General features: G+C 74.2%; 11 protein-coding genes and 1 pseudogene. 4 read left to right on the top strand and 8 right to left on the bottom strand.

From position 1 onward, the window contains the following. Nucleotide 1: 1 nt before the first annotated feature. Nucleotides 2-1201, bottom strand: coding sequence for a DUF6777 domain-containing protein (locus ACPU2J_RS29385; RefSeq protein ID WP_423834377.1), 1200 nt, complete (start codon nt 1199-1201; stop codon nt 2-4). A gap of 157 nt (nt 1202-1358) precedes the next feature. Between ACPU2J_RS29385 and ACPU2J_RS29380 the strand changes: the two genes are divergently transcribed. Continuing rightward, complete coding sequence (locus tag ACPU2J_RS29380) at nt 1359-2798, top strand: lipase maturation factor family protein (protein WP_423834376.1); 1440 nt, start codon at nt 1359-1361, stop codon at nt 2796-2798. Here ACPU2J_RS29380 and ACPU2J_RS29375 read toward each other — a convergent pair. Continuing rightward, nucleotides 2784-3767, bottom strand: coding sequence for an NAD-dependent epimerase/dehydratase family protein (locus tag ACPU2J_RS29375; protein WP_420078877.1), 984 nt, complete (start codon nt 3765-3767; stop codon nt 2784-2786). The genes ACPU2J_RS29380 and ACPU2J_RS29375 overlap by 15 nt on opposite strands. A 185-nt stretch (nt 3768-3952) precedes the next feature. Beyond that, nucleotides 3953-4126, bottom strand: a complete 174-nt coding sequence (locus tag ACPU2J_RS29370) for a hypothetical protein (protein ID WP_423835054.1) — start codon at nt 4124-4126, stop codon at nt 3953-3955. 313 nt (nt 4127-4439) lie between these two features. On the opposite strand from ACPU2J_RS29370, the gene ACPU2J_RS29365 reads away from it, so the two are divergent. Continuing rightward, nucleotides 4440-4937, top strand: a complete 498-nt coding sequence (locus tag ACPU2J_RS29365) for a metal-dependent phosphohydrolase (protein WP_420078878.1) — start codon at nt 4440-4442, stop codon at nt 4935-4937. 15 nt (nt 4938-4952) lie between these two features. Here ACPU2J_RS29365 and ACPU2J_RS29360 read toward each other — a convergent pair whose 3' ends face one another. Continuing rightward, nucleotides 4953-6440, bottom strand: coding sequence for an SDR family NAD(P)-dependent oxidoreductase (locus ACPU2J_RS29360; protein WP_423834375.1), 1488 nt, complete (start codon nt 6438-6440; stop codon nt 4953-4955). Nucleotides 6441-6710: 270 nt separating this feature from the next. On the opposite strand from ACPU2J_RS29360, the pseudogene ACPU2J_RS29355 reads away from it, so the two are divergent. Next, nucleotides 6711-7457: pseudogene (locus ACPU2J_RS29355) on the top strand (DMT family transporter); the annotation flags it as partial. 90 nt (nt 7458-7547) lie between these two features. Here ACPU2J_RS29355 and ACPU2J_RS29350 read toward each other — a convergent pair. Next, entirely contained in the window at nt 7548-8840 is a 1293-nt protein-coding gene (locus ACPU2J_RS29350) for a transglycosylase family protein (RefSeq protein ID WP_365132455.1), read from the bottom strand. Between the two features lie 184 nt (nt 8841-9024). On the opposite strand from ACPU2J_RS29350, the gene gndA reads away from it, so the two are divergent. Further along, nucleotides 9025-10470, top strand: a complete 1446-nt coding sequence (gene gndA / locus ACPU2J_RS29345; RefSeq protein WP_423834374.1) for an NADP-dependent phosphogluconate dehydrogenase — start codon at nt 9025-9027, stop codon at nt 10468-10470. A gap of 318 nt (nt 10471-10788) precedes the next feature. Here the strand turns inward: gndA and ACPU2J_RS29340 are convergent, their stop codons facing one another. From ACPU2J_RS29340 to panD, 3 genes are all read right to left on the bottom strand, one after another. Then, entirely contained in the window at nt 10789-11427 is a 639-nt protein-coding gene (locus ACPU2J_RS29340) for an aspartate/glutamate racemase family protein (RefSeq protein WP_423834373.1), read from the bottom strand. Continuing rightward, the gene (locus ACPU2J_RS29335; RefSeq protein ID WP_423835020.1) at nt 11424-11783 is read right to left on the bottom strand and encodes a GNAT family N-acetyltransferase; all 360 of its coding nucleotides are present in this window, start codon (nt 11781-11783) and stop codon (nt 11424-11426) included. The genes ACPU2J_RS29340 and ACPU2J_RS29335 overlap by 4 nt, the downstream gene beginning before the upstream one ends. Before the next feature lie 65 nt (nt 11784-11848). Beyond that, on the bottom strand, nt 11849-12271 hold the full coding sequence (gene panD, locus ACPU2J_RS29330; RefSeq protein WP_420078882.1) for an aspartate 1-decarboxylase: 423 nt from the start codon (nt 12269-12271) through the stop codon (nt 11849-11851). Nucleotides 12272-12357 lie beyond the last annotated feature (86 nt).

The following is a 12357-nucleotide window of genomic DNA, read 5'->3' as shown; positions in this document are numbered from 1 at the left end:
GTCAGGCGCTCTCCAGCGAGTAGCCCTCCTCCGTGGGAGTCCGCTGCAGGTCAGGGTCGACGTAGGGGCTGTTCGGGTCGTACGGCTCGGCGTACGGGTCGTACGGGTCGACGGGTACGGACGCGTCGGGGTCCGGGGGCAGGGCCGGGTCGCCCGGGTCCTGGGTCAGCGGGTCGGAGGGGTTCTCCGGCGGCAGGGCCTCCCTCGGGTCCGCGGGGTTCTCGGGCCGCGGCTGCTGGGGCCGGGCCGGGTCCTGCGGCGTCCCGGGGCCGGTCGGGGTCGAGGGGGCCGACGGGGCGGTGGCGCAGTCGGTGGCCCCGGTGCCCGGTGTGCTCGGGCAGGGCGTGCCCGAGGGGGTGCCGGAGGGTCGCAGCGGGCCGTCGGGGATGCCGTCGGACGGGTCGTACGGGGGCACGAGGCGGGGGGCGCGGTCCTGGGCGCCGTCGTCGCCGTGCTTGCGTTCGATCCAGGTGTTGTCGGCGATGTTGACGATGACCAGGTTGGTGATCGCCTGGGTGGTGGGTTCGATGACGATGACCTGGTTGGGCTGGTAGCCGTTCCAGGGTTCTCCCTTGTGGACCGGGGACCCCTTGGCGGCGCGCGGGGCGCCCAGCGGGTTGCCGCAGCCGCAGCGGACCCGGGGCATGCCGTGCTCGTCGACGAGGACGGCGGTGCCGGCCTGGAGGACGGACTGGTAGGCGTCGGCGCGCCCGTCGCGGAAGCCGTGGTTGGTGACGCGGGTGTCGGCGCGCAGGACGACGGGGGTGAGGCCGCGCAGGAACCGCGGGATCTCCTCCTCCTGGACGGCGGTGGCCTGGGCGAACGCGCGGGCCTTGGCGCTGTCCGCGGTCAGGAAGCCCACCTGCTGTTCGACGTCGCAGCTGCCGAGCCGCTGGGTGCCGCCGTACAGGCCGGGGGTGGCGGCGTTGACGGTGCGGATGCCCTGTCCGGTGGGGTTGGGCAGCGGGGGCTGGAGGGGGGAGGACTCGGCCGTGGCGGAGGAGGCGGTGAACGGGTCGGGGCCGGGTGTGGCCACGGCCTGGAGGTGGACCTCCTGGCTCTCCGCTCCGGCGGCGCCCGCCGGCTCCTCGGGGCTGCCGCAGGCCGCCGCGAACAGGCCGAGGAGCGCGAAGAGGGCTGCTCCCGCCGGTGCGTGACGGCGCGAAGCCTGACGAGGTGTCGGATGTGACGGTCCGTTCACGTGGATTCTCCCTTTCGCCCCGATTGCTTCCTCCTGTCTGCCGCATCCGCGCGGGAGCCGCAACCGGAGCGCCGCGGGATCACGCCGAAGCCCCCCGGAGGCCTCCGGCGGCGGCAGCGATGGCCGCCGCCCGCCGACCGGTCCGATACTGGAGTCGATGGACTGGTTCACGGCGCCGGACTACTGGATCGCCCGGCTGGTCTTCCAGCGGGTCCTGGCCGGCGTCTACCTCGTCGCCTTCCTCGGGGCGGCCCTGCAGTTCCGGGCCCTGATCGGGGAGCGCGGCATGCTGCCCGTCCCGCGCCACGCGCGGTACGTGCCCTTCCGTCGCGCCCCCAGCCTGTTCCGGCTGCGCTACTCCGACCGGCTCTTCGCCGGCTGCGCCTGGGGCGGCGCGACCCTGGCCGCCGCGCTGGCCGCCGGGGCCGGCGACGCGGTGCCGCTCGCCGCCGCGATGGCGATGTGGGCCGTGCTGTGGGCGCTGTACCTCTCCATCGTGAACGTGGGGCAGACCTGGTACTCCTTCGGCTGGGAGTCGCTCCTGCTGGAGGCGGGGTTCCTGGCCGTGTTCCTCGGCAACGCGCGGACCGGGCCGCCGGTGCTGGTCCTGTGGCTGCTGCGCTGGCTGCTCTTCCGCGTGGAGTTCGGCGCCGGACTGATCAAGATGCGCGGCGATCCCTGCTGGCGCCGGCTGACCTGCCTGAACTTCCACCACGAGACCCAGCCGATGCCCGGGCCGCTCAGCTGGTTCTTCCACCACCTGCCCCGGCCCCTGCACCGGGTGGAGTGCGCCGCCAACCATGTGACCCAACTCGTCGTGCCGGTGCTGCTGTTCACCCCGCAGCCGGTGGCCTCCTACGCCGCCGGGATCGTCGTCGCGACGCAGCTGTGGCTGGTGCTGTCGGGCAACTTCGCCTGGCTGAACTGGCTGACGATCGCCCTCGCCGCCTCCGCCGTCGACTTCACCGGGATCGCGGGCCCTCCCCCGGCGGCCGCCTCGCAGCAGCCGCCCCTGTGGTTCGCGGGGCTCGTGTGCGCGGTGGGCGTCCTGGTCCTCGTCCTCAGCCGCCGCCCGGTGCTCAACATGCTCTCGCGCCGGCAGGTGATGAACCGCTCCTTCGACGCGCTGCACCTGGTCAACACCTACGGGGCCTTCGGCTCGGTCGGGCGGGTCCGCACGGAGGTGGTGGTGGAGGGGACGGCGGACCGGGTGCCGCGCGAGGACGGGGACTGGCGGGAGTACGGCTTCAGGGGGAAGCCCGGTGACCCGCGCCGGCTCCCGCGCCAGTTCGCCCCGTACCACCTGCGGCTGGACTGGCTGATGTGGTTCGCGGCGATCTCTCCCGGCTACGCGGATGACTGGTTCGGGCCGTTCGTGGAGCGGCTGCTCGCCGGCGACCGGGACACGCTGCGACTGCTGCGGCACGATCCGTTCCCGGACGCCCCGCCGGTGTACGTCCGCGCCGTGGTGTACCGCTACCGGTACACCACCTGGCGGGAGCTGCGGGAGACGGGGGCCTGGTGGCACCGCACCCGGGTCCGCGAGTACCTCCCGCCGACCCGCCTCGCGCACGCCCCTCCGTCAGAGGCCCAGTAGCGCGGCCTCCCGCTCCGGGTCGAGGCCCGGGGCCGGACGGTCCGGGCGCTGCGGGGCCGGGCCGCCGAGCCCGCTCAGCCAGGCCCAGGTGTCGGCCACGGTCTCCTCGACCGGACGGCACTCCAGCCCGGCGGCCACCGCCTTGGACACGTCGCTGCCGTGCAGGTGCCCGTGGAGCTCGCCCGGCGGGATCCACACCGGCAGCTCGGTCCAGGGCTCCACCCCGGCCGCCTCGATCACCTCCGGGTCGGTCCAGCGCAATGCGGCGCCGGAGCCGGTCGCGGCGACGCAGGCCTCGAGCAGGCCGCCCATGGTGGCGTGCCCGGCCGGGCAGACCAGGTCGTAGGGGCCGCCGAGTCCGGCCGCGGCGGCCCCGAGGCTCCAGTGCGCGAGGTCGCGCACGTCGATGTACTGGATCGGCAGGTCGCGCGGGCCGGGGGCGAGCACCGGACCGCCGCGGGCGGTGCGGCACAGCCACCAGGGCAGCCGGCCGACGTTCTCGTACGGCCCGAGGATCAGGCCGGCCCGCAGCAGCAGGGCGCGGTCCCCGAAGGCGTCCAGGGCGGCGAGCTCGCCGCCCCGCTTGTCCATGGGGTATCCGGTCTCGGGCGCGTCGGGCGAGCCGTCCACGAGGACCCCGTCCTCGGCGCGTCCCGCCGGGGCCGGACAGACGTACACCGAGCGGCTGGACACGTACGCGTACCGGCCGGCGCGGTCGCTCAGCAGGCGGGCGCTGTCGCGCACCGCGGTGGGGGCGCCGCCCCAGGTGTCGACGACCAGGTCCCACTCCCCCTCGGCGAGGGCGGCCAGGCCCCCGGGGGCGGTGCGGTCCCCGAGGAGGGTCCGGGTGCCCGGTGGGGCGGGGTGGCGGCCCCGGTGGAAGAGGGTGACGTCCCAGTCCCGGGCCGCGGCGTCCTCCGCGATCGCACGTCCGACGAATTCGGTACCGCCCAGCAGCAATATCTTCATGGGTCCAGCCTGCCCCGGCGGACGGGGTGCGGACGCCGTGATCGGCGTGGGCGATGACGCCGAGGGCGTAAGCCGGGCGGGGCAGCGCCCCCGGTGCTGTCCGCACGTGGGGGCGCTGGAGTACCGCTCCGCGGGCCGGTGCGGCCCGCGGTGTCCGGGCCCCGCGGCGCGCGCGGGGTCGGTGTCTAGTCGATGCCCGGCAGGATGTGGGCCTCCGCCAGGTCGTCCTCGTAGCCGGCCAGCCGGATCGGGGCGGACCGGGCCCACACCTCGAGGCTGCCGAGTTCGTCGGAGCGGGTCTTGGACCGCGATCCGGTCCGCTCCAGCACCGTGGGTTCGGGCTTCGACATTTCAGTCACCGCGCACTCCTTTGCGTCGCGCAACCCGGCAAGCGGACCGCGAGCCGGGGCAAGGGATGAAGGGGGTTCCGGACGCGGTGGCGCCTTGGTGGAGCGCGGCCCGGATGGGGGCCGTCTTGATGCCCCAGAGTACACATATGAGCGGACCTCCGCTCGATAGGAAGGCAAAATCCGCTGCGCCCTCTCAGTTTCGTCGCGAGTTCAGCAAGTCGTGGGTCGGCGGGTACGTGACGGATGGTCTGCTCGACCCCGGAAGTGCGAGGCGCGACGGAGGGGGCCCGCGGTGTCGGTTTCCAGGGCGACGGAAGCCCAAGTGCCGTACGTCACAAGCGTGGTGACGCTCATGCAATTGCTGTACGACTCCCCCGACGACTGCGGTCTGCGGACGGCGGCGCACCTGCGGCGCTCCCATCCCTCCGACAAGGAACTGCAGCTCGCGGGCCTGGTGCACGACCTCGGAAAGATGCTCCGTCCGAGTGACGGCGCGGTACACGGCGAGTTGGCGGCGGAGGCCGTCCGGCCCCTGCTGGGCGAGCGGGTGGCCCGGCTGCTGGGCCTCCTGGCGGCGGCCGGCGGGAACGGCCCGGGCGGAACCTCGGCAGGGGGCGCGGGCGACGGCGACGCGGAGGCGGCGGCCTCCCTGCGGCAGGCCCGGGAGGCGGCCGCGGCCGGCGCCGCCGGGCCGGACGCGGGCGTCCTGGAGGACTGGCGGCCGCTGCTGGAGCTGGTCGCGGCCCGGTCGTGCCGGGGGTCCGGGAACGCCTACGGCCCCCTCGGTGCACCGAGGGGGCCGGTCCCGGGCGCGCGGTAGCGCGGAGCGGGCGGGTTACCAGTTGGCCGGGGCGTAGTCCTTGAGGAAGACGCCGAACAGGTCCTCGCCGGCCTCGCCGCGGACGATCGGGTCGTAGACCCGGGCCGCGCCGTCGACCAGGTCGAGGGGGGCGTGGAAGCCCTCCTCGGCGAGGCGCAGCTTGTCGAAGTGCGGACGCTCGTCGGTGATCCAGCCCGTGTCGACCGAGGTCATCAGGATGCGGTCGGTCTGGAACATCTCCTGGCCGCTGGTCCGCGTCACCATGTTCATGGCGGCCTTGGCGGCATTGGTGTTCGGGTGCCCCGCGCCCTTGTAGCCGCGGCTGAAGACGCCCTCCATCGCCGAGACGTTCACCACGTACGCCCGTCCGCTGGACGCCTTGCGCGCCGCTTCGGCCATCGCCGGCCGCAGGGCGCTGATCAGGATGAACGGCGACGTGTAGTTGCAGAGCTGGGTCTCGAGGAGCTCCACCGGGGAGATCTGGTCGATGGTCTGCACCCAGGTGTTGCTCTCCACGACGTCGGGCAGCAGGCCGCCCGCGTCGATGGCGGTGCCGGCGAGGTGCCGTTCCAGGCTGGCGTTGCCGGCGACGAGGGCGAGGTCGGCGACCTTCTGCGCCTCCAGCCCGCTCACGCCGACGGGAAGGGCCGCCAGGCCGTCGACCGCGCCGGAGTTGAAGGCGCCGATGACGTGGTGGGCGGGGAGCTCGCCGGCGGGCAGCGGGGCGGACTCCCCCTCGACCAGCGCCGCGTAGGCGGTGGGCAGGCGGCGGACGGTCTGCGTCGCGTTGTTGATCAGGATGTCGAGCGGGCCGGCCGCCGCGACCCGGTCGGCGAGGGCGACGGACTGCGCCGGGTCGCGCAGGTCGATGCCGACGACCTCCAGCCGGTGGATCCAGTCCGCCGAGTCCTCCATCGCCTTGAAGCGGCGGATCGCGTCCTTGGGGAAGCGGGTGGTGATCGTGGTGTGCGCGCCGTCGCGCAGCAGCCGCAGCGCGATGTACATGCCGATCTTGGCCCGGCCGCCCGTCAGCAGCGCGCGCTTGCCGGCGAGGTCGGCGCGGGCCTCGCGCCGGGACCGGTTCTGCACGGCGCACTCGGGACAGAGCTGGTGGTAGAAGTAGTCAACCTCGACGTAGCGCGTCTTGCAGACGTAGCAGGAGCGGGGGCGCTGGAGTATCCCCGCGATCCGGCCGGCCTCCGTGACCGAGGAGGGCAGGATGCCCTCGGTCTCGTCGTCGATGCGCTCGGCGGAGCCGGTGGCGGTCGCCTCGGTGACGGCCTTGTCGTTGGCGGTCTTGGAGGCGCGGCGCTCCTGACGGCGGCGCTGCTTGACCGTGCGGTAGATCCCGGCGGTGGCGCGGCGTACGGTGATGGCGTCGGGGTGGTCGACGTCGATCGTGTCGAGCTCCTCGAGCACGCTGAGACAGAGGGCCAGCCGCTCGGGGTCGATGCCCGGCCCGTAGGCCTGCCCCTGGTCCTGGCTTTCTTCGGTCACCGTCATGGCCGCTGCCGTTCCTTGATCACTCGTCCGCATCCGCCTGCTGCGGAAGTCCTCAAAAGGGAAACTGTACGGAGCCCACGCGCCGGGAGACAAACCCGTTCGAGTGGCCGTCACGCAGAGCGTCCGGTGCCGTACGGTGCGGAGTCGCGGACGGGTCGCGCCCCGCGCTCCCCCGGCGCCCGCCCGTACTCCCGTACTACGTCGGGAGTATGACCCGTGACCACCCGTGGGCGGAGGAATAGCGCGGACGGGTGGGGCATTGTGGAGCTTATGAGTGCTCTGGCGCTGTCGGTCCTCCTGTGCCTCGTCTCGGCCGTGGCGTACGCGGCCGGCGCGATCGTCCAGGAGCGGGTCGCGGCCACGACCCCCGACCGTCCGTACGCGCCGCTGCGCCGGGCGGGCTGGTGGCTGGCCGTGGGGCTGAACGGCCTGGGCGCCCTGCTGCACGTGGTGGCGCTCGCCTACGGGCCGCTGAGCCTGGTCCAGCCGCTCGGCGCGCTGACGATCGTCTTCGCGCTCCCGATGTCCGCCGTCCTCGTACGCCGCCGGGCGGGCGCGGCGGCCTGGCGCGGTGCGGTGCTGGCCACCGCAGGCCTGGCCGGACTGCTGGCGCTGACCGGCGGGGACGGGCGCGGGGGCCCGTCGCTCGTGGACGGGGAGCGCACCCTCCTGCTCGTCGTCACCGGGGCGGTGGTGGCCACGCTGTTCGTCGCCGCGCACCGGATGCACCGGGCGGTCCTGCGCAGCGTGCTGCTGGCGGCGGCCGCCGGCACCGCGTTCGGCATGGCGTCGGTGTTCACCAAGTCGGTCGCCGAGGGCTTCACGGCGGGCGCCGGGAGCGGCACCTGGCCCGACCTGACGGCGATCGCCGCCCTGGCGACGGCCGGGCTGCTGCTGTCCCAGGCGGCCTACCGGGGCGCCGGTCTCACCGCCCCGCTGGCGACCGTCACGGTGATCAATCCGGTGGTCGCCGCAGCGGTCGGCATCTCGCTGTTCGGCGAGGGCTTCCGGTTCGGGGCGGCGGGCACGGCCGGGGCGGTGACCAGCGGCGTGCTGGCGGCGGCCGGCCTGATCCTGCTCACGGCCGTGCCGCCGCACGCGCGCGGGTCAGATGCGGACCCCGTGCCCGCGGAGGTACTTGAGCGGGTCGATGTCGGAGCCGTAGCCGGGGGCCGTGCGGATCTCGAAGTGCAGGTGCGGGCCGGTGCTGTTGCCGGTCGAGCCGGAACGGCCGATCCGCTGCCCGCCGGAGACCTGCTGGCCGGACTTCACCGAGAGGGCCGAGAGGTGCGCGTACTGGGAGTACCGGCCGTCGGAGTGCCGGATGACGACCTGGTAGCCGTACGCCCCGGCCCAGCCGGCCGAGACGACCTGGCCCGGGCCGACCGACTTGACGGTCGTGCCGGTGGCCACGGGGAAGTCGACGCCCGTGTGGTAACCGCTGGACCAGGAGGAGCCCGAGACGCGGTACGCGGTGCCGAGCGCGGCGTCGACGGGGGCGGTGAACCCCTGCCCGGCCGGCTTCTGCTGCGCTGAGGCGGGCTGCGGTGCGGGCTTCTCCGCCGGCTTCTCGGCCGGTTTCGGCGTCTGCTTCTCGGCCGGCTTGGGCGCGGGCTTCTCCGCAGCCGGTTCCACGGGCTTCACCGGGTCGGCCGTCCGCGGCGGCTTCTCGGGGTTCTGCGCGGGCGGCGGGGGCACCGGCTTCGTGGGTTTCGCGGGCGCCGTGGTGATGCGCAGGGTGAGCCGCTGCCCCGGGAAGATCATGTTCGGGTTGCTGCCGACCGTGGCCCGGTTCGTCTCGTACAGGGCCTGCCAGCCGCCCTCGACATGCTGCTCGGTGGCGATCGCGGAGAGCGAGTCGCCAGGAGCCACGACGTACGGGTTCGGCAGCACCGAGGTCCCCGTCGGGCGCGGCGTCTCGGCCCGGACGGGGGTCGCCTTCGCGCCCGCGGATCCGGGCTCGGTCCGGTCGCCCGGCTGCGCGGGGAGCTTCGCCGTCACGGTGACGGACGGCGCGGGTCCGCCGCGGCTGAGCCCGGCCCGCTTGCCGCAGTTCGGCCAGGCCTCGGGGCCCTGGCCGCGCAGGACCTTCTCCGCGACCGCGATCTGCTGTTCCTTGGTGGCCAGGTCGGCGCGCGGCGCGTACGAGGTGCCGCCGAAGGCCTTCCAGGTGCTCTGGCTGAACTGGAGGCCACCGTAGTAGCCGTTGCCGGTGTTGATCCGCCAGTTGTTCGTCGACTCGCAGGCGGCCACCTCGTTCCAGGTGTCGACGGAGGCCGCTTCCGCGGCTCCGGCACCCACCAGGGGCAGCGCGATCCCCGCGCCGCCCGCCGTGACGGCCAGCGAGGCCCGGTTGATGCTGCTCGGCTGATACCGGCGGTGCCGGCCCCGTACGGCCATGGGAGCCCCCATCGAAGACATCGGGAATCGCACAACGTAATGCCGGGATCATTGCACGGCAAGCGGAGCAACGGGGCGCTCTTCAGCGGAACTTGACAATCCACCGAGAGGCGGGAGCGCCGTTCGGCCGGCGGCGGGGTAGCGTCGGCACAGCCCGCACACCGAAGCACGCAGGAGCGCACACATGAGCACCAGCACGGCCCAGATCGGCGTCACCGGCCTCGCAGTCATGGGCAGCAACCTCGCCCGCAACTTCGCCCGCAACGGGTTCACCGTGGCCGTCCACAACCGCACCGCCGCCAAGACCACGGCCCTGGTGGAGGAATTCGGGCACGAGGGCGCCTTCGTCGCGGCGGGCTCGGCGAAGGAGTTCGTCGACGCGCTGGAGCGCCCCCGGCGCCTCGTCATCATGGTGAAGGCCGGGGAGCCGACCGATGCCGTGATCCGCGAGTTCGCCCCCCTGCTGGAGGAGGGCGACGTCATCATCGACGGCGGCAACGCGCACTTCGAGGACACCCGGCGCCGGGAGCGGGAGCTGCGTGAGCAGGGGATCCACTTCGTGGGAGTGGGCATCTCCGGCGGTGAGGAGGGGGCGCTGCTCGGCCCGAGCATCATGCCCGGCGGCTCGGCGGAGTCGTACGCCTCCCTGGGACCGCTGCTGGAGAAGATCGCGGCCAAGGCCGCCGACGGCACCCCGTGCACCTCCCACATCGGTCCCGACGGGGCCGGACACTTCGTCAAGATGGTGCACAACGGCATCGAGTACGCCGACATGCAGCTCATCGCGGAGGCGTACCACCTGCTGCGCGAGGTCGCGGGCTACTCCCCCGAGAAGATCGCGGAGACCTTCCGCAGCTGGAACCGGGGGCGCCTGGACTCGTACCTCATCGAGATCACGGCGGAGGTGCTCGCCCACACGGACGCGGCGACCGGCCGCCCGTTCGTCGACGTCGTGGCCGACGCCGCCGAGCAGAAGGGCACGGGGCGCTGGACCGTGCAGATCGCCCTCGACCTGGGCGTACCGGTGTCGGGGATCGCCGAGGCCGTGTTCGCCCGCTCCGTGTCCGGGCACGCCGACCTGCGCGCGGCCGCGCGGGGGCTCGCGGGCCCGAAGGCGACCGCCCTCGCCCCGGAGGCCGCGGACGCGTTCGCGGCGCAGGTGGAGGAGGCGCTGTACGCGTCGAAGATCGTCTCGTACACGCAGGGCTTCCACCAGATCCGGGCCGGCAGCGAGGAGTACGGCTGGGACGTGGACCTCGGGGCGGTGGCCTCGCTGTGGCGCGGCGGCTGCATCATCCGGGCGGCCTTCCTCGACCGGATCCGCGCGGCCTACGACGCCCGCCCCGACCTGCCGGGCCTGCTGTCGGACGAGCGGTTCGCCGAGGAGATCGGGGCGGCGCAGGACGGGTGGCGCTCGGTCCTCGCGACGGCGGTGCGCGAGGGCATCCCGGTGCCGGCGTTCGCGGCGTCGCTCTCCTACTACGACGCGCTGCGCGCGGAGCGGCTCCCGGCGGCCCTCACCCAGGGCCAGCGGGACTTCTTCGGCGCGCACACCTACCGGCGGACGGACCGCGAGGGCTCCTTCCACACGCTCTGGAGCGGCGACCGCTCCGAGGTCCGCACCGACTGACGCCGTCGCTCAGCTCCAGGGCCCGGGCTGCGGTACCGGCGCGGGCCCCGGGGGCGGCGGGATCGGGTCCGGTTCGGGAACGGGCCCCGGTACGGGCGGCACGGGGCGCGGGATGGGCTCCGGGTCCGGGAACGGGCCGGGCGCCGGGGTCGGATCGGGCTCCGGGGCCGGGGGCTGCGTCTCTTCGAGTTTTCGCACCATACTGCGCATTTTCCCGCGAAAGCTCCGCGCATGCGCCGTACCCGCGCCCGTACCCCTGCGCGTCGGGGCACATCCGCGCGTCGGGGCGCGTCGGGGGTGCCGTCTGCGGTGGGCGCCTCAGGCGCCGGCCAGGGCGAGGCCCGCGGCGAGCCCCGGCCCGGGTGCGGTCAGCACCGGGACGCGTGTGGTGGTGAGCCGCGCCGCGCCGGCCATGGAGACCTGGGCGAGGACGACCACGTCGGCACCGGTGAGCTCGTCGGCCGCCCGGGCCACCAGGGCGTGGCAGCCGGCCGGGTCTCCGGCGGCGAAGCGTTCCCAGGCCCCCGCGACGAGCTGCGCACGGACGGACGGAGGGCGCATCCCGGCCGTCCGGGCCTCCTGTGCCAGGAGGCCCAGGGTCGGCGCGAGCGTGGACTCGAGGGCGGCCAGGACGACGATCCGCCCGCCGCGGCGCACCGCGTCGGCGGCCATCGGCCGGTCCACGCGCAGCACGGGCACGCCCAGGTCAGGGGCGAGGGACTCGGCGACGGCTCCGAGGGTCGAGCAGGTGACGAGCACCGGGGCGGCGGAGCCCGCCAGCAGCCCGCGCAGCGCCGGAGCCACGGCGTCCGGTCCCTGCGCGATCGCCCGGTCCAGCAGCTCCGGCGCCACCAGGTGCCGCAGCACCGCCCCCGGACGGTCCCGGTCGCGCAGGGCGTCGAAGACCGGGACGTGTACGGGGGAGGTGTGCAGCAGGGTCAGGTCGGGACGCGTCACCGCAGCCCGGGGTCCGCGGCGAGCTGCGCCTTGGCCGCCGAGACCAGCTCCTCGGAGGCGGCGGGCGCCTCGTCGGGGTGCTTGGCGGCCCAGCTCGCCGCGTAGGGGCACAGCGGCACGACGGGCACGCCCTCGGCCGCGGCGATCCCGTAGAAGGTCCGCACCAGGCCGCCGGCGATGCCCCGGCCCTCGTGGCCCGGTTCGACGACGGTGTGCACCGCCACCAGGGCGTGGGGGTCCTCGGCGAGCACGAAGTAGGCGATGCGGCCGATGGTGGTGCCGTCCTCGAGGGCGAGCAGCAGGCCCTTCTCGCGCTCGTCCCGGAAGTCGACCGCGCCGCCCCGGTTCTCCGCCATCCCCGTCTTCCCCGTCTGCTCGGCCTGTTCCGGCTTCCCGGCCTTCTCCGTCATGCGTCGGTCTCCTATCGGGCGGCCACGGCGTAGGGGCTGCGCTCCTGGTCGCTGCCCGGCACCGGCGCGGAGGCGTCGGTGCCCAGCTCGACGATCCGGTTGTCCGCGTCGACGTGCACGACGCGCGGCTTCAGCGCCCGTGCCTCGGCGTCCTCGACCTGGGCGTAGCTGATGAGGATGACGAGGTCGCCGGGGTGCACGAGGTGGGCGGCGGCGCCGTTGATCCCGATCACCCCGGATCCACGCTCGCCCTCGATGACGTACGTCTCCAGCCGGGCCCCGTTGGTGATGTCCACGATGTGCACGAGCTCGCCGGGGAGCAGGTCCGCGGCGTCGAGCAGATCGGCGTCGACGGTCACGGAGCCGACGTAGTGCAGGTCGGCCTGGGTGACGGTGGCCCGGTGGATCTTGGACTTGATCATGGTGCGCAGCAATTTGAGCTCCTAGAAGACGGCTCCCTGCCAGCTTTATGCAGGTCAAGGGCGGTCTTCACCCTACACTGGCGCACGTCAGATCGGAG

This window comes from Streptomyces manipurensis, from assembly GCF_049570255.1.
Classification (GTDB): domain Bacteria; phylum Actinomycetota; class Actinomycetes; order Streptomycetales; family Streptomycetaceae; genus Streptomyces; species Streptomyces manipurensis.
Note: the sequence above shows the minus strand (reverse complement) of the source record. Positions and strands in the feature narration are given on the sequence as shown.